Raw genomic sequence first — 18,643 nt, 5'->3', positions numbered from 1 at the left:
GGGCGGAGGCGCGGCGTCTCACACGCCGACGTAGCGCTCGGCGAACCAGTCCTGCTGGCTGCGCGAGGTGCGCAGCGACGCCATGCGGGAGCGTCGCGTGCGGTTGAGGAAGAGGGACGCGTCGTCCCTGCCGGAGGCGCCGTGCAGCAGCTCGATCATCCAGTGCGAGAACTCCTGCGCGCTCCAGATGCGGGCGAGGCAGCGGGCCGAGTAGCTCTCTACGCCGGTGGGGTCCTTGCGGGTGAGGTCGTCGACGAGGGCGCGCGCGAGGAGTTCGGCCTCCAGGACCGCGAGGTTCGCCCCCTTGGCGGCGGACGGGCTGATCAGGCTCGCGGCGTCACCCGCCAGGAACAGCGCGCCGTACCGGAGGGGTTCGAGGACGTCCGACTCCAGGTCGATGGCGCTGCGCTGCACGATCAGGCCACGGCGCAGCGGGCCGTACTCCTTGGCCCCCATGCGCAGGTCCAGCTCGTCCCATATCCGCTCGTCCGACCAGGAGTCGGCCGGGGTGCCGCGCTCGCACTGGAGGTAGTAGCGCGTGATGGCGGAGGTGCGTGCCATGTGCCCGGCGAAACCCCGCTCGTGGACCGCGTAGCCGACGGCGTCGAGGCTGGGGGGTGCCTCGGCGAGCAGGCCCAGCCAGGTCACGCCGTGATCGCGGTGGAAGCGGCGGACCGAGTGGTCCGGGATCGAGCGCCGCGCCGCCCCGTGCCGGCCGTCGCATCCGGCGACGTACCGCGCCCGCCACCGCCCGGGCCGCCCGTCCGCGGTCCGCACGCTCACCGACGGCTCCTCGCCGTCCGCGTCCCGTACGGCCACCGCTTCCGTGCCGAAGCTGATCCGGCCGCCCGCCGCCAGGTAGTGCGACAACAGGTCGCCCACCAGCTCCTGTTGGGGGTACACGGTGTGCACTTCCCCGCGGCCGAGCCCGCTGTAGTCCAACTGGAACCGGCCGTCCTCGGTTCGGAACTCGCATGTGCTGTGGGTGTGCCCGCGCTGGAGCAGCCCGTCGGCCAGCCCGTGCCGGTCCAGGATCCGTACGGTGTTGGCCGCGAGGAATCCCGCCCGGGCCCGCGCGTGGAGGTGCTCGAGCTCGGCCCGCTCCAGCACGACGCAGTCGACGCCGCGCGTGAGCAGCAGATTGGCCAGAACCAGTCCCGCTGGACCGGCACCGAGTATCACCACGTCGGCAGAGCCGTCGGCGGTGGGCATGTGCTGATGTTCTGTCACGGGGCAGATCTTATGCATGGGAATCTCTGCCTCTGACCGAAGTATCACCCGGTCGTGGCACTGACCTGGTGGGACCTGATGGGTTGGGCGCGTGCGGAAGCGCCTTTACGCCGGTGGCAGTTGAGTGAGGAACGTACGTACGGTGGTGGCGAACGCGGCAGGGGCGTCGCACTGCACGACGTGCCCGGCCGGAAGCTCGACCAGCTGGGCCCGGCCGGACCGGCGGGCGACCATGTCCCGGGCGTGGTCCCGCGTCAGTACGGGGCTGTCCGCTCCCCGGATCAGCAGGGTCGGGCAGGTCACGGCGTCCCAGTCGCCCCAGTAGGAGCCGGTCAGGGCTTGACTGGACAGCACCGTGTGCTCGATGTCGAACGAATAGCCCCATCCGGCATCGGAGGAGCGGAAGGAGCACGCGAGGTAGGGCGCCATCGGGCCGAGAGCCGTGACCAGGGCCTCGCGTGACGGTTGGCCGAGAGGCAGCTGTGTGGCCATCGACCAGTCGGCGTCCACCACCGCGCCGACGTCCGCGACGATCAGGGCGGTGACCTGGTCCGCGTGCCGGGCGGCGTACTGATAGGCGTTCGCGCCGCCCATGGAGTGGCCGAGGACCGGCACCGGGCCGAGTCCCAGATGGCGGTGGAAGGCCGCGACGTCGGCGACGTAGTCGGCCCTTCGATAGCTCTCGGCGCGGTCGGACTCGCCGTGCCCGCGCTGGTCCAGGGCGATGACGCGCCACTCCGGCGCCAGCGCCTCGGCCAGCGGGGCGAAGACCGACGCCTCGTTGTAGTGCCCGTGAAGTGCCAGCAGTGGGCGGCCCGAACCACCGGCGTCCAGAAAGGACAACTGCTGCTTCCCTGCCGTGAAGTACTCCCGCATGCCTCGGATGCTAGTGCCGACGCCTGTGAGCGGTGGCCGAGCAACGCCCTTGCCCCGGCCCGGGTTTGGACTTGCTGGTCCAATTTCGGCGACCTACGGTGCTGCCGTTCCCGACAAGACGCTCCCGTCGACGCAGAGAGGTGTCACCCCATGCGCGCCATCCGAATCGAGAAGCACGGCGGCCCCGAGGTCATGCGGTGGACCGAGCTGCCCGATCCGACGCCCGGCCCCGGTGAGGCGCTGGTGCGGGTGGGTGCCGCAGGGGTGAACTACATGGACGTCGGCGCCCGCGCCGAGGGCGGCCCCGGCTGGGCGGCGCCCGCGGTCCTCGGCGTCGAGGGGACGGGCCGCGTCACCGCCCTCGGCGAAGGCGCCCGGGACCTGGCCGTCGGTGACCGGGTGGCCTGGTTCTACCACCCGGGCAGCTACGCCGAACTGCTCGCCGTACCGGTGGACTCGCTCGTCAAGGTGCCCGACGGCATCAGCGACGAGACCGCCGCCGCCGTGATGATGCAGGGCCTCACCGCCAGCCACCTGAGCACCGAGACCTACCCGATCCGCCCGGGTGACACCGCCGTGGTGCACGCCGCGGCGGGCGGGGTCGGCCGGTTGCTCACCCAGATGATCGGCGCGCGCGGCGGCCGGGTGATCGGACTGGTCTCCCGCGAGGAGAAGGCGCCCATGGCCAAGGAGGCCGGTGCCGACCACGTGCTCGTCCACTCGGGCGGCGGCTTCGAGGAGCAGATCAGGGAGCTGACCGGCGGACAGGGTGCCCACGTCGTCTACGACGGCGGCGGCGCCGGGACGTTCCGCTCCTCGCAGCTGTCCCTGCGCCCGCACGGCGTGCACGCCTACTACGGCCCCTTCATGGGCGTCCCCACCCTGCGCCCCACCGACCTGCCCAACAGCATCCTGCTGACCTACCCCGTGGTGCACCACCACGTCCCCACCCGCGAGGCCCTGCTGCGGCGGACGGGGGAGGTGTTCGACCTGATCCTCGCGGGTCGGCTCGTCCCGCGCGTCACCGGCCGCTACCCGCTCGCGGACGCGGCCCGCGCCCACGCGGACCTGGAGTCCCGCCGCACGACCGGCAAGCTGCTGCTCCTGCCCTGACGGGCGATCACTGGAGGCGGCCCCCCGTGCTGCCCTCGATCCCCTTGAACGGGCTCGGCTGAATGGGGCTCGATCGGGCCGAGCCCCGCCGGGGCCGGTCGTGGGGGAGCGGGGCTCAGCGGCCTTCCAGTTCGGCCATCAGGCGTTCCGCCAGCGGTACGGGGATGCCGTGGCGCTCCGCCGCCCGGAGCAGGGCTCCGCCGATCGCGTCGAGTTCCAGCGGGCGGCCCGCTTCCGCGTCGCGCTGCATCGACGACTTGCTGCCGGGAGGGAAGGCGTCGTAGCGGGCCAGGACCCCGGTGGCGTCCGTGGACGCGCCGCAGGCCCTGCTGACGGCGGTGGTCTCCTCGACCAGGGCCACCAGTTCCTCGCGCCGCGCGGACCGGATGCCGCCGATCGGCAGGCCGTAGCGGGTGGTGAGCAGGGCGAAGGGGGCCAGGAACGCCAGCTTGGCCCAGAGCACGGCGTTCCCGTCCGGCACGACGCGGGTGTCCGCTCCGGCGGAGGCGAGCAACGCGGCGAGCGGGACGTGGGGCTCGTGCCGGAGGGCCAGGTCGATCTCCAGGAACGGGCTGCCGTGTTCGACGACGCCCGGGGCGGTTCGGGTGGACTCGACGCGCACCACGGCCGGTACCACCCGTTCCGCGCCGAAGCGCTTCCGCAAGGTGTCCAGGTGCTCGACGCCGTTCAGCAGGGGCAGCACGTATCCGCCGTCGAGGAGACGGGGCGGGACACGGTCGAGCGCCGCGGCGAGCGCGGTCTGCTTGACGGTCGCCAGGCACAGGTCGACGGGTTCCCGCAGCACGGTGTCCGCCTCGACCGCGGCGGTGAAGTCACCGAACTGCGCGCTGTGTACGCGGATGCCGCTGCGGCGCAGGGTGCGTGCGGTCCCTTCGGTGGCGAGGCAGATCACGCGGTGCCCGGCGCGGGAGAGCAGCGCGGCGAGGAGGCCGCCGATCCCTCCGGGGCCGAGCACCGCCACCGTCGAGCGGGGCGGGAGGGGGTGGGAGCCGCTGCTGAGCGGCGGCGTGGTGTGGGGCATGGGGGTCCTCTCGATTCACGGGTCGGCACCTGCCCCGCTGCCCCGGCCTCGTCCGGACGTGACAGGAGGGCGGGTCAGGTTGCCGCCTCGGGCCCGAGACGATCATCGAGCGCAGGCAAAAGCCAAGTCAATCCTCGGAATTTATTGGCCTGACCCAAGAGAATCCTTGGGTCAGGCTTGGGTGCTGTCCGGCGGATCATGTGGCCGTGGTGCCATCGAGTTGGTTCTCACGGGCCGGGCTGCGCCCGCGGCGTCTCTGCCCCTCGGGCCTGGGCAGGACCGCCAGTGCGGTGTCTGCGACGTTCCGCAGCGCCTCCGGGGTCAGGCCGGCCTTGCCCACCGCCTCGATGCCGCGGACCACCGTCAGCAGCAGGGCCGCCAACCGCTCCGGATCCGCAGCGCTGTCGATGTCGCCGTGGCGCTGGGCGGCGCTGATCTCCGTCCGCAGCAGGGCCAGCAGCGCCGTCATGGTCTCGGCCGAACGCCCGGCGACCGTCGGATCGTGCTGGGCCAGTTCCGCCGTGCCCTTGGCCAGCAGGCATCCGCGGTGCTCGGTGTCGGAAGCGGTGTTCTCCGCCATGAGGTGCACGTATCCCGACAGCCGGGTCAGGGCCTCCGCGTCCGGGCCGCCTGCCAGCCGCCCTTCGGCCACCTCGACGACCGCGGTGCACCAGTCGCCGAACACGCGGTGGAACAGCTTGCCCTTGTCGCCGAACGCGCCGTACAGGCTGCCCTTGCCCAGGCCGGTCGCCCGGGCGATGTCGTCCATCCGGGTACCCGCGTAGCCGGTCGCCCAGAACTGTTCCCGTGCCCGCTCCAGGACTTGGCGTTCGTCGAATGCGCGTGGTCTCGGCATGGTCGCAGCCTAGCCATTCTTGACTCGATCGTCCATTACTGCCTACGTTATGGACGATCCGTTCCACAACTGAAGGGGTTCGACATGCCAGGCGTGTTGCAAGAGAAGGTGGCCGTGATCACCGGAGGGACCAGCGGGATCGGACTGGCCATCGCCCACCGCTTCGTCCGGGAGGGCGCGCGGGTCTTCGTGACCGGCCGGGACACCGACCGCCTCGAAGCGGCAGTCAAGGAGATGGGCCCTGCGGCCACCGGCGTACGATCCGACGTCTCGGTCCTGGCCGACCTGGACGCGCTCTACGCGCGCGTCCGCGAGGAGGCCGGACGCATCGACGTTCTGGTGGCCAACGCGGGAATCGTCGCGGACGCCGCGCTCGGCGCCCACACCGAGGCGAACGTCGACCTGACGCTCGCCGTCAACGTCAAGGGCCCACTGTTCACCGTCCAGAAGGCGCTTCCGCTGCTGGCGGAGAACGCCTCCATCCTGGTCGTCGGCTCCAGCAACAGCGTGCGGCCCAACGAGCAACTCGAGGTCTACAGCGCCTCGAAGGCCGCACTGAGCAACCTCGTACACAACTGGGCCCGGCAGTCGCGCGAGCGCCGATTCCGGGTCAACGTGCTCAGCCCCGGACCCACGCGGACTCCTGGCCTGCTGGGCGCCGCGGGGCCGGACGCCGACCGGTTCGCCGAGGCCGTCGTGCCACTGGGGCGGCTTGCCGACGCCGAGGAAATCGCCGAGGCCGCCCTCTTCCTGGCTTCGGACGCCTCGTCGTTCGTCACCGGCGCCGAACTCTTCGCCGACGGCGGCTACACCCGGGCCTGAACCACGGCCGGTGGTGCGCGTCCGGTTCCCTCCAAGCGATGGGCCGCACTCCCGGCCGAGTGAGCGTCCCAGACCCTCATCGGGGCGGCGCTGCGGAGGCGTGTGCCCTTTCCCGGAAGCCACGGGGGCTTCCTGCGTGCTCCCGGGGCGTGCTGGTGGGCCCGGCGGGAGGTGAAGTCCACGCTCACCATGGACCGGTCGATGCGGCCTTCCGCGTCAGCATCAGCCGATGTTGCCCCCTGCCCGGCCCCGTCCCCATAGGACAGGGGCACATCGGGAACAGTGATACGTTGCCTGTCAGTACTCAAGCTTTCCTGGCCGGGCCTCGCCTCCGCCAGGGAGGCTTTTTTCATGCCCGGGCTCACCCCCGGACTCACCGGGCCACCACCGCGAGCCCATCCCCGTCACGCGATCCCACGAGGGCCCACGCACGCACCACGATTTCACGCACCACGAAGGAGATTCATGACCGACGTATCTGCGCGCCTCGCCGATGCGACCGACCAGCCAATACTGGAGCGCCTCTGGTTGCTGTTCCGGCACGACATGTCGGAGTTCAACAGCGCTCTGCCCAACCCCGACGGCACCTTCCGGAGCGAATGGCTCCACGCCGCCCTCACGCAGGCCGACTGGGCTCCCTATCTCTTGACCAGTGGCGCATCCCCTGTTGGCCTCGCGTTCGTCCGCAGTCTGACTGCTCCGACGCGCGTCCTGAACAGCTTCTTCGTGGTCCGTGGGGCGCGCAGGTCAGGGATCGGGCTGCGAGCGGTTCACGAGGTCCTGGCGAAGCACCCGGGGCCGTGGGAAGTCGCCTTCCAAGAGAGCAACGTCGCCGCAGTCGCATTCTGGCGTCGCGTCGCTACGGAGATCGCTGGCGACGCGTGGACTGAGGAACGCAGGCCGGTAGCCGGTCGCCCAGACCTGCCACCCGATACCTGGATCACCTTCGACGCCCCGGCTGATGCCCAGCGCTGAAGGCGAAGATTCAGTGCGAGGTCGGGGACGAGGCGGAGATCCACTGAGGCCCGATCGTGATCTACGGGTGCACAACCCTGTACGGGTCCCGGCGGTCTGAAGGGCGCCGGAGGAGGGCTCTCCGGCGCCCTTCAGTACAGAGATCGGAGATCAGGTGGGCAAGAACGTCTGGAGAGCTGTCGTGGCCGGTGGCGCGGCGGCGGTGTTCACGGGCCTGGCCGCGGTGCCGGCCGGGGCGGCCGAGGGCGGGGCCTCCTTCACCCGCGTCAAGGTGAACGGCGGCAAGCCGATCGTGATCGGATTGTCCGAGGTCGCGGTGCCCACCTCCTTCCGGATGGCGACCACCCGCAAGTGGAAGTGGTCGGCCGTGTTCCTGTACCGCGGTACCACGAGCGACCAGCTGTGGCACGCCATCGAAACGAGCGACTGCCACGAGGTGAGCTCGGGTGTCTGCGACTTCAACGAGACGATGTACTTCGACCCCACCGAGTGGGACATGCGCAACAGCGAGGCCGGAGCCTGGAAGGTCGCGGCCGAGGTGTCCTTCAAGGGCGGCGGCGGTGACACGGACAACGCGGGCCTGACCGCCTACGTCAAGCGCAACTCCCGCCTGAGTGTGAACGCCGCGCCCGAGCCGGTCGCCAAGGGCAAGACCCTCACCGTGACCGGCAAGGTCACGCGGGCCGACTGGGAGACGAAGAAGTACACCTCCTACGGAAGCCGTCTGGTGAGCCTGCAGTTCAAGCCCAGCGGAGCCACCTCCTACACCACGGTGAAGAAGGTGCACGCCAACGGCTCGGGTGCTCTCAAGGCGACCGTGAAGGCGTCCAAGACGGGCGCGTGGCGCTGGGCGTACTACGGCAACACCACCACCGGGCCGTCGACTTCGGCCGCGGACAACGTCGTAGTGCGGTAAGAGGTCGTCCTCGATCTGCCGGGCAGCGAGCTGGACGAGCTCCAGCGCCTCCGGGCAGGCTCAGGGCTGGCGGCAGCCGGGTCTCCACGGCCGTCGGCCAGCATGACCGCGACCTTGACCGCGGCCCCGGGAAACACCGGCGGCGCGGTCAAGGCCGACCGCGGCTCGGCGACTACAGCCGAGCCGCGTCAGTCCAGGCAGAACTCGTTGCCCTCGGGGTCGGTCATCACGATGAAGCCGGCGTTCATCGGGGGAGCGGGCTCGTGGCGACGTACCCGCGTCGCTCCCAGCGCGACAAGCCGCTCGCACTCCGCCTCCAGTGCCGCCATCCGCTCCTCTCCCCGCAGCCCGGGAGCCGCACGGACGTCGAGGTGGACGCGGTTCTTGGCGACCTTGTCCTCCGGCACCTGCTGGAAGAACAGCCGTGGACCGTGTCCGTCCGGGTCCTCGATGGCCGATCTCGTGGTGCGCTGCTCCTCCGGTACGCCGATCCGCGCGAGGAAGTCGTCCCATGCGGCCAGCGGGTCGGCGCCCTCGGGCAGGTCGACTCCGGGCGGGCCGGGGTGGACGTAGCCCAGTGCGTCGCGCCAGAAGGACGACAGCGCCCGCGGGTCGTGGGCGTCGAAGGTGATCTGGATGTGGCGGCTCATCGGGTTGCTCCGTTCGTAGCGGGTTTCGTGTGCCGGTAGAGGTCGCGCGGCAGGCAGACCTCGGACAGGCGGTGGATCAGCTCGCGGTGAACGTGCAGCACCAGATCGGCCGTGGGCGCCTCGGGGAAGGGCTCCTTCGCGCCGATCGGGACGCTGCCGCGCGGCCGCACGCTCCAGGCGTCCGGCACCGGCGACCAGAAGTACTCGTCGTCGGTGAGGCCCTCGAGCCGGGCTCGGAGCTGATGGTTCCCGTGGACCTCCCGCTGCTCGCGCAGCGACCGGTTCCAGTCGAGGTGGTCTGCGTCCATGCCGCCCACCCTGACGCTCCTAGCGGACAGGATCGGTCCGCTATCTCTGGCAGGGTGGGCGGCGTGGACGCGGCAAGCGGTAACGAGCGGGGTACGACGGAGCGGGTGCTCACCCTGCTCGGGCTGCTGCAGCAGCGCCAGGTCTGGACCGGCCCCGAGCTCGCCGACCGGCTCGGGGTCACACCGCGCACGGTACGGCGTGATGTCGAGCGGCTGCGCACGCTCGGTTATCCGGTGCACGCCAGCCAGGGCGTCGGCGGCGGCTACCAACTCGGCCCGGGGCAGCACCTGCCGCCGCTGCTTCTCGACGACCAAGAGGCGATCGCCACCGCGGTCTCGCTGCTCGCCGGCGCGGGCGGCGCGGTCGCCGGCGCCGGCGACGCCGCGCTCCGGGCGCTGACCAAACTCGACCAGGTGCTGCCCACCCGGCTTCAGTACGAGGTGCGCGCACTCTCCGGCTCGGTGGAGTCCTTCGGGGGAGGCCGCACACCCGTCGACCCCGAGGTGCTCATGACACTGGCCAGAGCCTGCCGCGACGAGGTCGAGGCCGACTTCGACTACCCGTCCGGAAGCGAGGTGCGACGGCGACGGGTCGAGCCCTACCGCCTGGTCGCCTCCGACCGGCGCTGGTACCTCTTCGCCTACGACCTCGATCGCGACGACTGGCGCAGCTTCCGTGTCGACCGGATGACCGACGCGTCCGCACGGACCTGGCGCTTCTGCCCGCGTGCTGCGCCCGACGCGGCGACGTACGTGCAGGAGGGTGTGGCGAGCCGGGCCTACCCGCACCAGGCGCGCTTCCTCGTGCACGCGTCGGCCGACACGGTGCGCGCGCAGATTCCGGCGTCGGCGGCCGTCGTGCGACGGCGGGGGAGCGAGCTCTGCGAGGTGCTCAGTGGCGCCGCCAGCCTCGACTTCGTGCTCATGCACGTACTCCTGCTGGGGCACGACTTCGAGGTACTCGACCCTCCGGAGCTCGGAAGGCGCTGCCGCGCGCTGGCGGAGAGACTGCTGTCGGCCGGTGCGACGGTCTCACAGGTGCCGGACATGGAGGAGCCATGAGCCGCGACCCCGCCAGCGCCCAGGAGCGCCTCTGCACTGAGCACTTATGCTTCCGCCCCGGATATCGAGGACTCGGGCCCGGGCTGCGGTGGTCGAGGGCGAGAAGGCCACGCCCCTTCATATGCCTGGCCGTCGTCGCGAACTCCGCCAACGGCATGTCCAGCGAACTGGCCGTGGACGGCTTCGTATTCGTACCCAGGCACTGCGGTTGACACTGCACCGGCACCGGGCTCCTCCTCATCCGGCCCCGCACCACATCCTCCTGCCCCGAAGAGAGTCAGTCGGGCAGCCCCCAGAAAGAGCCGTGCAGGCCGACCTCGGCGAAGTAGGAGGCCGCGGCGGCGGGGTCACGGCGGACGTAGCCCCGCTCCAGGCGTCCGGTGTACCAGTCGCTGGCGAAGCGCCACAGCGTGGCCAGGTCCATGACGTAGCCGCGCTCGTGCCCCGTCGTGTGCAGCCAGGTGTCGACGCAGTCGGTGGAGCAGAACAGGCGCTGGTTGCCGCAGGTGCGCACGACGTCGTCCCAGACCCGGCTCATGGGGGTGAGGAAGTGGGCCACCTGGTCGCCCTTCGGGGGTCCTTGGCGGCCGACGACCCAGGCGTGCGGGGCGTCGCAGGCCGGGCAGCGGGTGGCGACCAGCACGTCGGGCTCGTCCTTGAGCAGGTGGGGCAGGGCGAACGAGTCCCAGGCGCAGCCACCCCACCACAGGGCCCGCGTCCCCATGACGGAGAAGCCGAGCGGTACGGAGGCGAAGGGGTGGGCCATCACGATGTGGTCTTCGTCGTACGGGTCCAGGACCAGATCGTGGCGTGCGTGGAGGGTGCGCAGTTCCCGGCGTACCCGGCCGGGGGCGAGTGCGGTGAGCGCGGAGAGCTCCGGCACGCTCGGTGCGCGTCCGGTACGGGCGAATCCGCGGTAGACGGCCAGGCGCACCCCCTCGGTCTCATCGGGGCTCGCCGGTGCTGTCGAGGCGTTCTCGGTCATGCGTGTGGTTCCTTCGCTGGTGGAGACGATGAGTCCAGCGTGCTCCCTGGGCAGGGGCGGGGGCTTGAACGCTCGTGCGGGACCATGGGGACATGACGTCGTCCGCAGAGCGCGCCGCCTACTGGCGGGTTCCCGAGCTCGCGCTGGAAGCCATGGACGCCCGCTTCGAGCGGTACGCGTACCCGATGCACGCCCACGACACGTACTCGTTCGGGGTGACCGATCACGGTGCGCAGTCTTTCGTGTGCAGGGGAGAGCGCCACGTCAGCGCGGCCGGGCTGGTCATGGTGTTCAATCCGGACGACCCTCACGACGGGCAGTCGGCCGTCCGCGACGGTTACCGCTACCGGATGCTGCACCTGGGCGAAGACCACGTCCGGGACGTACTCGCCGACGCGCTGCCCACCGAGGCGCGGCTGCCGCTCTTCGACACCCCGGTCGTGGACAACCCGGCTCTGGCCCGAGCCGTCGCCCGCCTCCACGCCGCGGTCACCGAGAACGCGCCGCGCCTGGTCGTCGAGGAACGCCTCACCGCCGCCGTCCTGCTCCTGAGCCGTCACGCTTCGACGAAGCCCACGCCCGGACCGGACCGGCCGGGCCGCACGGACCTCGCCGCCCTGGACCGGGCCCGCACTCTGCTGCGGCAACGGTTCGCCGACAACATCTCCGCCGACGACCTGGCGCGAGCGGCCGGATGCAGCCGCTTCACGCTGTACCGGGGCTTCCGCACCGCGTACGGCTTCGCCCCCAGCGACTACCAGCGCGATCTGCGGCTGCGCCGAGCCCGTGCCCTCCTGGCCGAGGGCACGCCACCGGCGACGGCCGCCGCCGAGGCGGGCTTCGCCGACCAGGCCCACCTCACCCGCTGGTTCGCCCGCACCTACGGCGTCACTCCCGCTGCCTACCGCACGGCGTGACGCACTGCGGCCGTCCTGAGGTCTGCTCAGGTGGCCAGGAACGTCTTCAACACGCTGGACTTGGCAGGTGGCCATTCGGCCACTCCCTGCGAATGAAGGGCGCGGGCCGCCCGGTTGCCGCGCGGACGCGGTCCGGACGTGTGCGGGGCGGCGGGCGCCGCTCACCCAGGCGTGCAGCCGCTCGCGCGTGATGTAGGTGCGCTGCCCGTTCTGCGCGGAGGCGGAGCGGCAGCCGAGGCAGGCGATCGCGTAGTAGGCGCCGACGTTCCGGTGGCCGCCACGGCGATGGCATCGGTCTCACCTCGCTGCCGGAGTGGCACGTCATGTGCTCAGCGGTCGGCCCGGCGTTTCACCCGTCATGGTGTGCGCTGCGGGCAGCGTGCGGTCCCGCGGTGCCCGCGCGGCTGAGCGCCGGATTACCGCTATGGCCGTTTCCTTCGGCAGGATGGGGGCCATGACCGAGATCCGCACCCCCCGCCTCCTCCTGCGTCGCTGGCACGACGACGACCTCGCGCCGATGGCGGACATCAACGCGGACCCGCGGGTCATGCGCTGGATCGACGACGGCTCGGTACGCGACCTGGACCACACCGCAGAGGAAATCGAGCGGTGGGAGGAGGAATGGGACGAGGAGGGCTTCGGACTCTTCGCCGTCGAACTGCTGGCCTCGGGTGAACTGGCGGGCTTCACGGGTCTGTCCGTACCCGAGTTCCTGCCGGAGGCAGGGCCCGCCGTGGCCATCAGCTGGCGGCTCGGCTCACCGTTCTGGGGCCAGGGATACGCCTCCGAAGCCGCCCACGCCACGCTGGAGTTCGCACTCCAGGACCGCGGCCTGGACCGCGTCATCAGTATCAGCCGGGTGGGAGACCACGCCTCCGAGAACATCATCCGCAAGCTCGGCATGGTGCCCGAACGGGAGACGACACACCCGCAGTACGCCTACCCCCTCCAGGTCCACACCATCGACCTCACCGAGTTCCAGGCATGAACCAGCCGCACCACCGTTCACCACACGACAGCCGACCGCTGTTCATACACCCCTGAGCTCGATGAACAGCGGTGGCGGCCGCGGGCGTGGTGCCCGCGGCCGCCACTGTCCGTTCCACGCCACGAGGGCACTGGCCTCCCGCAGCCGACCCGCGTCCGACGCGGTAATCGAGGAGACTTCCGGCGGCCGGTTCGCCAGGATTCGAGAATGGAGATGTCCGACGTTACGCGTGCGACAGCGGCAGCGACTTCCATCGCCGCATCGCTCGGCCTGCCAGCCAGCGGCGCCATCGTGCTCCACAACTCGAACAAGCTGGCACTGCGGCTGACGCCATGCGACGTCTTCGCCCGCGTCGCCCCCGTGGGACAGGAGGTGGCACAGTTCGAAGTCGAGCTCGCTCAGCGGCTCACCGGGACCGGATGCCCGGTGTGCCCCTTGGAGCCTCGGGCGGCCCCGCGTGTGTACACGCGCGACGGCTTCACCGTGACGCTGTGGACCTACTACGAGCCCGTGACCCCTCACGTCTCACCAGCCGACTGCGCCAAGGCGCTGGAACTGCTGCACGCCGGCATGCGCAAGGTCGATGTGCCGAGCCCACGGTTCACGGACCGGATCACGGAGGCGGAAGAAGTCGTCGCCGACCCGGAGCGCTCGCCGGAGCTCGCCGACGCAGACCGCGTCTTCCTCAGCGGCAGACTGGCAAGCCTGCGACGAGCGATCGAGGAGCGCGGCGCCGCGGAACAACTGCTCCACGGCGAGCCGCATCCAGGCAACGTGCTCAGCACGGAAACCGGCCCGTTGTTCATCGACCTTGAAACGTGCTGCCGCGGACCCGTCGAGTTCGACCTCGCCCACGTTCCCGAGGAGGTCTGCGAGCACTACCCGGACATCGACCAAGGGCTGCTGGACGAGTGCCGCCAGCTCGTCCTCGCGATGGTCGCAGCGTGGCGCTGGGAGCTCGGCGACCAGTTCCCGAAAGGGAGGCTATTCGGAGAAGAGCTCCTGCGCGCGCTGCACGAAGGCCCTCCTTGGCCGACACTCGACACGATGAGCAAGCGACTGGGCGGCCTGTAGCAGCTGCCGGAGGTCTTCCTCGGGCGGCCTCGTGGTCAGGCAGGCACGGGCGCGCGCAGTGGCGGAAGATCGAGTCGTTGCCGCCGGTCAACGGTCGGCCGCGGGGCGGTACGGGCCCCCGCCCACCCCCGGTCGCGCGCGACGAAGTCGGCCGATCCCAGGCCGTCGCCGTCACACCCGCAGCACCTCCGGTCCGAGCAGCGCGTAGCGGCGGGCCTCGCTCTGGGGGAGTCGGATGTCGGTGACGATCGTCTCGAAGGCGCGCGCCTCGGCGAACCGGCAGAGGCTCACCGCGCCGAACTTGGCGTGCACCCCGCAGAACACGCGCCGGCGTGAGACGCGTACGGCCTGCCGCTTGACCTCGCTGACGGTCGGGTCGGGGGTGGTGAGGCCGTGCTCGCGGGAGATGCCGTTGGCACTCAGATACGCCAGGTCGACGGCGAACTCCGACAGCATCCGGGCCGCCCAGTGGTCGACGGTGGCCATCGTGCCGCTCCGGACCCGGCCGCCGAGGAGCAGGACCCTGGCCCGGGGCCGGGTCGCCAGGGCTTGGGCGGCGGCGAGCGACGCCGTGATCACGGTCAGCGGACGGTCGTCGGGCAGTGCCTCGGCGACAAGCTGGGGAGTGTGGCCCTCGTCGACGAAGACCGTCCCGGCATCGCGCAGGAGCCCGGCGGCGGCCGCCGCGATCCGCGTCTTCTCCTCGACGTGCGTGCGCGTGCGGGACGCGAGCGTCGTCTCGAATCCCGTGCTCTGCAACGGGTACGCGCCCCCGTGCGTACGCCGCAGCAGACCGCGCCGCGCCAGCCAGCTCAGATCGCGCCGCACCGTCTCCTTGGACACACCGAGGTCCGCGGCGATCGCGGTGACGTCGACGGATCCCGCCCGGCGGGCAGTGACCACGATGTGGCGGCGGCGTTCCTCGCCCTCCGTCACGCTCACGCGGCCTGTGGCTGTACCGGTCATGTGTAGCCCTCCCCGTGTCAGCTCCGGCATCGGTCACGGCCGGACCCGGACCCGCCCTGGTGCGTCGGCGGCCCGTCGCCCCAGGCCTCACACCGGTACGGGGCGCAGGGCCACCCGGTGGGCACGACTGCCTCGCGCGGGCGGCGTTCCGGCCGCCGTGGTAGCGCGATGGTAGAGGAGACAGGGTGTCGAAAATGTGTCGAAAAGCCCTTGGCGGCAGCCGGGGCGCCTTCCGCGGCCGGACAGTCCGCCCGGGCCCGACTAAAGTGCGTGCCCATGCGGTTCACGGTGCTCGGACCAGTCAGGGCATGGCACGGCAGGACCGAAGTGACGCCGAGTCCCCCCAAGCAACGAGCCCTCCTCGCCCTGCTGTTGGTGCGCGCGGGCTCACCGGTGGGCCTGAGTGACGTGATCGACGTACTGTGGCCGCAGGGACCGCCGCGGAGCGCTCCCAACGTGGTGCGCCACCATGTGAGTGCGTTGCGGCGCCTGTTGAGCGCGGAGGGAAACGGCGGCGGAGCCGTACCCCTGACGCGCGGCTGCGGCGGCTACCGCCTCGACGTCGACGCCGACTGCCTGGACCTCCTGGTCTTCCGGCAGCTCGCGGAGCGGGCTCGGCAGGCCACGCGCGACGGCTCGCCACCGACCGCGACCGGCCTCTACGCCGATGCCCTCGCGCTGTGGCAGGGCCCGGCGGCCTGCGGCATCGCCGCGGAGGTGCGTACGCACCCGGTGTTCGCGGCCGTGGACGAGGAATGCGTGAGCACGGTGCGCGCCGCCGCCGCGGTGGCCCTGGCGGCGGGTGCGTCGGACCGCGTCCTGGCCCCCCTGCGGCAGGCCGCCGCCGCGCACCCGTTGGACGAGTCCGTGCAGGCGCATCTGGTGCTGGCGCTCTCCGCCACCGGTCGCCAGGCCGAGGCGCTCGCCGCATACCGGGCCGTGCGGGAGCGGCTGGCCGAGGAGTTGGGCGTCGGGCCGGGCCGGGAGCTGACCGACGCCCAGCAGCGGGTGCTCGGCCAGCACCCGGCCGCCGCGCGACGAGCCCGCCCGCAGCCCGAAGCCACCGCCCGCCCCGCCCCGGACACGTACACCGGCGACCCGCCGCCCCCACCCCGCACCCCGTCGGCCGTCACGCGCCCGTCCCGCACCCCGTCGGCCGTCACGCCGCCCGCGCCCCGCTCCCCGTCAACCGCCGCGCCGTCCCCACCCCGCACCCCACGCGTCCGCCCCGCGCACCTCCCGGCCGACCTCCCGGTGTTCGCCGGACGTGACGACGACCTCGCCCGCGCCGAGGCGCTGTCGACGCGACGCGGCTCCCACGGCGCCACCGCCTCCCCGGCCCCGACGATCACTGTGATCGAGGGGATGGCCGGGGTCGGCAAGACCTCCCTGGCGGTGCACTGGGCCCACGGCGTCGCCTCCCGCTTCCCCGACGGCCAGTTGTACGCGGACCTGCGGGGCTTCGACCCGGCCGGAGCCGCCCTGGAGAGCGGCGAGATCCTGCGCGCCTTCCTGCACGGCCTGGGCGTGCATCCGCAGGACATGCCTGTGGGACTGGACGCCCGAGCCGCGCTGTACCGCCATCTGCTGGCGGACCGGCGTGTCCTGGTCCTGCTGGACAACGCCCGGGACTCCGCCCAGGTGCGCCCCCTGCTGCCCGGCGCACCCGGCTGTCACGTCATGGTCACGAGCCGCAACCGGCTCCAGGGCCTGATCGCCGCCGAAGGCGCCCGCTCGATCGTCCTGGGCCCGCTGAGCGAGGCGGAGGGGCGCGAGGTCCTGTCCCGTCGCCTCGGCGCCCAGCGGATCGCGGCCGAGGCGGCAGCCGCCGAGGCCATCATCGCTCTCTGCGGCCGACTGCCCCTGGCACTCGCGATCGTGGCGGCCCGCGCCGGTTCGGGCCCCGGCTTCCCGCTGGCGTCGGTCGCCGCCGAGCTGCGCGAGGGCCACGGCGGCCTGGACGCCTTCTCCGGCGACGAGGCCGACGTCCGCGCCGTCTTCTCCTGGTCGCACCGGTACCTGACCCCGACGACCGCCCGGCTGTTCCGCCTCCTGTCGCTCCACCCCGGTCCCGAGGTGTCCCGGCACGCCGCGGCGAGCCTGGCCGGCCTGGGGCCGCGCGAGGCACGCGCGGCGCTCGCCGACCTGACCCGCTCGCACCTCCTGACCGAACCCGCTCCGGGCCGCTACGCCTGCCACGACCTGCTGCGCGCCTACGCGGGCGAACGCGTCCGCGCCGAGGAGACCGAGCACGGGCGCCGCGACGCCCTCGGGCGCCTCCTCGACCACGCTCTGCACACCGCGCAGACCGCCGTCGACCTGCTCTATCCACACCGCACCGAGCGCGAGCCCCCGCCCTCCCGCCACACCGGCGCCACGCCCGCGCCCCTCTGCGGGCGGGAGTCGGCCGCCGCCTGGCTCACCGTGGAGCTCCCGGCGCTGCTCGCCCTGGTCGAGTCCGCGGACACCGGCGGCTTCCTCACCCACGCCTGGCAACTGGCGCTCGCCCTGGAGCTCTTCGCGGACCGCCGGGGCCTCAGGGACGAGCAGATCTCCCTCCAGCGCGCGGGCCTCGCGGCCGCCGAACGGCTGGGCGATCCGCTCGGGCGCGCCCACCTCCACCGCACTCTGGGCTTCGCCCTGCACCGTACGGGCGCGGACGCCGAGGCCCGCTCGCACCTGGACCGCGCCCTGCGCCTGTTCACCGCCCTCGACCACCGCGACGGCCAGGCCCGCACCCTGCGCAGCCTCGCCTTCCTCGCCAACAGCCGCGCCCGCCACGAGGAGGCCCTGGAGCACTACGCCCGGGCCTTGGCCCACTACCGGACGACAGCCGACGTCAGGGGCCAGGCCAACGTCCTCAACGAGATCGGCTGGACCCACATCCTGCGCGGCGACCACCACGAGGCCCTCACGCGGTGCGCCACAGCCGTCGCCCTGCACCAGGACACCGGGGACGCGGGCGGTGAGGCCGCCGCCTGGGACAGCATCGGCTACGCGCACCATCACCTGGGGCAGTACACGCACGCCCTGTCCTGTTACCGGCAGGCCCTGGTCCTCTACCGCGAGATCGGCGAGCGCACCCTCGAAGCCGAGAGCATCGGCCACGTCGGCGACACCCTGCACGCCCAAGGGGATCACCGGGCCGCCCGGGCGAGCTGGGAGCACGCGGCGGCCATCCTCGCCGAGTGGGGCCACCCCGACGCCGACCGCCTGCTGGAGAAGCTGCACGACGCGACTACGGGTCCCGCCTGAGCCGTCGCGCACGGAGGGCGGGGGCGGGTCCCTGGACGGGCCCCAGAGCCTGGTCCCAGCGGGGCGGTCGCGGCGCGTAGGAGCCGTAGCGGCCGCCCAGGAAGACCATCGGGGGTCCCTGGCCCCCGACGCCCATCGCACGCACCAGACCTGTGACGAACCAGTGGTCGCCCGCCTCGGTCTGCGCGTGTACCGCGCAGTCGATCCAGGCGACGGCGTCGGGCAGGACGGGGCAGCCGGAGGGCGACCCGCGGTGGGAGACCTCCCAGCGGTGCGGCGACCTGGTGGCGAACGCCTCGCACACGTCCCGCTGTCCGGCGCCCAGCACATTGACGCAGAACCGGCCCGCCGCCCGGATCCCCGGCCAGGTCGTCGACGTCCGCGCGGGCAGGAACCCGACCAGGGGCGGGTCCAGGGACACCGAGGTGAACGTGCCGACGACCATCCCGAGCGGATCCGCTCCCGGACCCCCCGCGGGCGCGGTGACCAGGGCGACCCCGGTGGGGTAACGCCCCAGTATCGTGCGGAAGTCCGTCTGCCGGGCCCCGCCTTCGGATCCCGCGAGGCGATCGGAGTCGTACGTCATGACGTCACCGGGCCGACGGCGG

18 protein-coding genes and 1 pseudogene are annotated in these 18,643 nt (G+C 72.2%); 9 read left to right on the top strand and 10 right to left on the bottom strand.

The features are described 5' to 3' along the window. Positions 1 to 18: 18 nt before the first annotated feature. A complete protein-coding gene (locus tag C9F11_RS01145; RefSeq protein ID WP_171076040.1) occupies positions 19 to 1,212 on the bottom strand; it encodes a 4-hydroxybenzoate 3-monooxygenase in 1,194 nt (397 codons plus the stop codon). 123 nt (positions 1,213 to 1,335) lie between these two features. Continuing rightward, positions 1,336 to 2,106 (bottom strand): alpha/beta hydrolase, encoded by a 771-nt coding sequence (locus C9F11_RS01140; protein ID WP_138957456.1) that lies wholly within the window; start codon positions 2,104 to 2,106, stop codon positions 1,336 to 1,338. Between the two features lie 150 nt (positions 2,107 to 2,256). Here C9F11_RS01140 and C9F11_RS01135 point away from each other — a divergent pair, with 150 nt between their 5' ends. Further along, positions 2,257 to 3,219 carry a quinone oxidoreductase gene (locus C9F11_RS01135; RefSeq protein ID WP_138957455.1) on the top strand — a complete coding sequence of 321 codons (963 nt, stop codon included), beginning with the start codon at positions 2,257 to 2,259 and terminating at the stop codon, positions 3,217 to 3,219. Positions 3,220 to 3,334: 115 nt separating this feature from the next. Here the strand turns inward: C9F11_RS01135 and C9F11_RS01130 are convergent, their stop codons facing one another. Then, entirely contained in the window at positions 3,335 to 4,261 is a 927-nt protein-coding gene (locus C9F11_RS01130; RefSeq protein WP_138957454.1) for a 2-dehydropantoate 2-reductase, read from the bottom strand. A gap of 196 nt (positions 4,262 to 4,457) precedes the next feature. Then, on the bottom strand, positions 4,458 to 5,117 hold the full coding sequence (locus C9F11_RS01125) for a TetR/AcrR family transcriptional regulator (RefSeq protein ID WP_138957453.1): 660 nt from the start codon (positions 5,115 to 5,117) through the stop codon (positions 4,458 to 4,460). An 84-nt stretch (positions 5,118 to 5,201) separates the two neighbouring features. Here C9F11_RS01125 and C9F11_RS01120 point away from each other — a divergent pair, with 84 nt between their 5' ends. Further along, entirely contained in the window at positions 5,202 to 5,939 is a 738-nt protein-coding gene (locus C9F11_RS01120; RefSeq protein ID WP_138957452.1) for an SDR family oxidoreductase, read from the top strand. Positions 5,940 to 5,999: 60 nt separating this feature from the next. On the opposite strand, the pseudogene C9F11_RS48425 reads toward C9F11_RS01120, so the two are convergent. Further along, positions 6,000 to 6,166, bottom strand: a pseudogene (locus tag C9F11_RS48425) (IS5/IS1182 family transposase); the annotation flags it as partial. 238 nt (positions 6,167 to 6,404) lie between these two features. Between C9F11_RS48425 and C9F11_RS01110 the strand changes: the two are divergent. Both C9F11_RS01110 and C9F11_RS01105 read left to right on the top strand, forming a co-directional pair. Beyond that, positions 6,405 to 6,914, top strand: coding sequence for a GNAT family N-acetyltransferase (locus C9F11_RS01110; protein ID WP_138957451.1), 510 nt, complete (start codon positions 6,405 to 6,407; stop codon positions 6,912 to 6,914). Between the two features lie 154 nt (positions 6,915 to 7,068). After that, the gene (locus tag C9F11_RS01105; RefSeq protein ID WP_171075593.1) at positions 7,069 to 7,830 is read left to right on the top strand and encodes a hypothetical protein; all 762 of its coding nucleotides are present in this window, start codon (positions 7,069 to 7,071) and stop codon (positions 7,828 to 7,830) included. A gap of 188 nt (positions 7,831 to 8,018) precedes the next feature. Here C9F11_RS01105 and C9F11_RS01100 read toward each other — a convergent pair whose 3' ends face one another. Then, positions 8,019 to 8,480 carry a VOC family protein gene (locus C9F11_RS01100; RefSeq protein ID WP_138957449.1) on the bottom strand — a complete coding sequence of 154 codons (462 nt, stop codon included), beginning with the start codon at positions 8,478 to 8,480 and terminating at the stop codon, positions 8,019 to 8,021. Continuing rightward, positions 8,477 to 8,788 carry a hypothetical protein gene (locus tag C9F11_RS01095; protein ID WP_138957448.1) on the bottom strand — a complete coding sequence of 104 codons (312 nt, stop codon included), beginning with the start codon at positions 8,786 to 8,788 and terminating at the stop codon, positions 8,477 to 8,479. The genes C9F11_RS01100 and C9F11_RS01095 overlap by 4 nt, the downstream gene beginning before the upstream one ends. 63 nt (positions 8,789 to 8,851) lie before the next feature. Here C9F11_RS01095 and C9F11_RS01090 point away from each other — a divergent pair, with 63 nt between their 5' ends. Next, positions 8,852 to 9,850, top strand: a complete 999-nt coding sequence (locus tag C9F11_RS01090; protein ID WP_138957447.1) for a YafY family protein — start codon at positions 8,852 to 8,854, stop codon at positions 9,848 to 9,850. 277 nt (positions 9,851 to 10,127) lie between these two features. Here C9F11_RS01090 and merB read toward each other — a convergent pair whose 3' ends face one another. Continuing rightward, positions 10,128 to 10,835, bottom strand: coding sequence for an organomercurial lyase (gene merB, locus C9F11_RS01085; protein WP_138957446.1), 708 nt, complete (start codon positions 10,833 to 10,835; stop codon positions 10,128 to 10,130). A 92-nt stretch (positions 10,836 to 10,927) separates the two neighbouring features. Here merB and C9F11_RS01080 point away from each other — a divergent pair, with 92 nt between their 5' ends. From C9F11_RS01080 to C9F11_RS01070, 3 genes are all read left to right on the top strand, one after another. After that, a complete protein-coding gene (locus C9F11_RS01080) occupies positions 10,928 to 11,752 on the top strand; it encodes an AraC family transcriptional regulator (RefSeq protein ID WP_138957445.1) in 825 nt (274 codons plus the stop codon). 454 nt (positions 11,753 to 12,206) lie between these two features. Beyond that, positions 12,207 to 12,740: a GNAT family N-acetyltransferase gene (locus C9F11_RS01075; RefSeq protein ID WP_138957444.1), complete on the top strand. Its 534-nt coding sequence runs from the start codon at positions 12,207 to 12,209 to the stop codon at positions 12,738 to 12,740. 207 nt (positions 12,741 to 12,947) lie between these two features. After that, entirely contained in the window at positions 12,948 to 13,814 is an 867-nt protein-coding gene (locus C9F11_RS01070) for an aminoglycoside phosphotransferase family protein (protein ID WP_171075592.1), read from the top strand. A gap of 171 nt (positions 13,815 to 13,985) precedes the next feature. Here the strand turns inward: C9F11_RS01070 and C9F11_RS01065 are convergent, their stop codons facing one another. Beyond that, positions 13,986 to 14,780, bottom strand: coding sequence for a DeoR/GlpR family DNA-binding transcription regulator (locus C9F11_RS01065; RefSeq protein WP_171075591.1), 795 nt, complete (start codon positions 14,778 to 14,780; stop codon positions 13,986 to 13,988). A 327-nt stretch (positions 14,781 to 15,107) separates the two neighbouring features. Here C9F11_RS01065 and C9F11_RS01060 point away from each other — a divergent pair, with 327 nt between their 5' ends. Next, a complete protein-coding gene (locus tag C9F11_RS01060) occupies positions 15,108 to 18,035 on the top strand; it encodes a BTAD domain-containing putative transcriptional regulator (RefSeq protein WP_249401535.1) in 2,928 nt (975 codons plus the stop codon). Here the strand turns inward: C9F11_RS01060 and C9F11_RS01055 are convergent. Continuing rightward, entirely contained in the window at positions 18,019 to 18,621 is a 603-nt protein-coding gene (locus C9F11_RS01055) for a flavin reductase family protein (RefSeq protein WP_138957442.1), read from the bottom strand. The two genes, C9F11_RS01060 and C9F11_RS01055, sit on opposite strands and share 17 nt — an antisense overlap. Positions 18,622 to 18,643: the final 22 nt, after the last annotated feature.

Source organism: Streptomyces sp. YIM 121038 (assembly GCF_006088715.1).
Lineage (GTDB): Bacteria > Actinomycetota > Actinomycetes > Streptomycetales > Streptomycetaceae > Streptomyces.
The sequence above is the reverse complement of the archived record's forward strand: the minus strand, read 5'-3'. Positions and strand labels throughout refer to the sequence as shown.

What these genes read in the sequence shown, in the direction of transcription:
- C9F11_RS01145 (WP_171076040.1), bottom strand. Translation starts at nt 1,212, where the DNA reads ATGCCCACCGCCGACGGCTCTGCCGACGTGGTGATACTCGGTGCCGGT.
- C9F11_RS01140 (WP_138957456.1), bottom strand. Translation starts at nt 2,106, where the DNA reads ATGCGGGAGTACTTCACGGCAGGGAAGCAGCAGTTGTCCTTTCTGGAC.
- C9F11_RS01135 (WP_138957455.1), top strand. Translation starts at nt 2,257, where the DNA reads ATGCGCGCCATCCGAATCGAGAAGCACGGCGGCCCCGAGGTCATGCGG.
- C9F11_RS01130 (WP_138957454.1), bottom strand. Translation starts at nt 4,261, where the DNA reads ATGCCCCACACCACGCCGCCGCTCAGCAGCGGCTCCCACCCCCTCCCG.
- C9F11_RS01125 (WP_138957453.1), bottom strand. Translation starts at nt 5,117, where the DNA reads ATGCCGAGACCACGCGCATTCGACGAACGCCAAGTCCTGGAGCGGGCA.
- C9F11_RS01120 (WP_138957452.1), top strand. Translation starts at nt 5,202, where the DNA reads ATGCCAGGCGTGTTGCAAGAGAAGGTGGCCGTGATCACCGGAGGGACC.
- C9F11_RS01110 (WP_138957451.1), top strand. Translation starts at nt 6,405, where the DNA reads ATGACCGACGTATCTGCGCGCCTCGCCGATGCGACCGACCAGCCAATA.
- C9F11_RS01100 (WP_138957449.1), bottom strand. Translation starts at nt 8,480, where the DNA reads ATGAGCCGCCACATCCAGATCACCTTCGACGCCCACGACCCGCGGGCG.
- C9F11_RS01095 (WP_138957448.1), bottom strand. Translation starts at nt 8,788, where the DNA reads ATGGACGCAGACCACCTCGACTGGAACCGGTCGCTGCGCGAGCAGCGG.
- merB (WP_138957446.1), bottom strand. Translation starts at nt 10,835, where the DNA reads ATGACCGAGAACGCCTCGACAGCACCGGCGAGCCCCGATGAGACCGAG.
- C9F11_RS01080 (WP_138957445.1), top strand. Translation starts at nt 10,928, where the DNA reads ATGACGTCGTCCGCAGAGCGCGCCGCCTACTGGCGGGTTCCCGAGCTC.
- C9F11_RS01075 (WP_138957444.1), top strand. Translation starts at nt 12,207, where the DNA reads ATGACCGAGATCCGCACCCCCCGCCTCCTCCTGCGTCGCTGGCACGAC.
- C9F11_RS01070 (WP_171075592.1), top strand. Translation starts at nt 12,948, where the DNA reads ATGGAGATGTCCGACGTTACGCGTGCGACAGCGGCAGCGACTTCCATC.
- C9F11_RS01065 (WP_171075591.1), bottom strand. Translation starts at nt 14,780, where the DNA reads ATGACCGGTACAGCCACAGGCCGCGTGAGCGTGACGGAGGGCGAGGAA.
- C9F11_RS01055 (WP_138957442.1), bottom strand. Translation starts at nt 18,621, where the DNA reads ATGACGTACGACTCCGATCGCCTCGCGGGATCCGAAGGCGGGGCCCGG.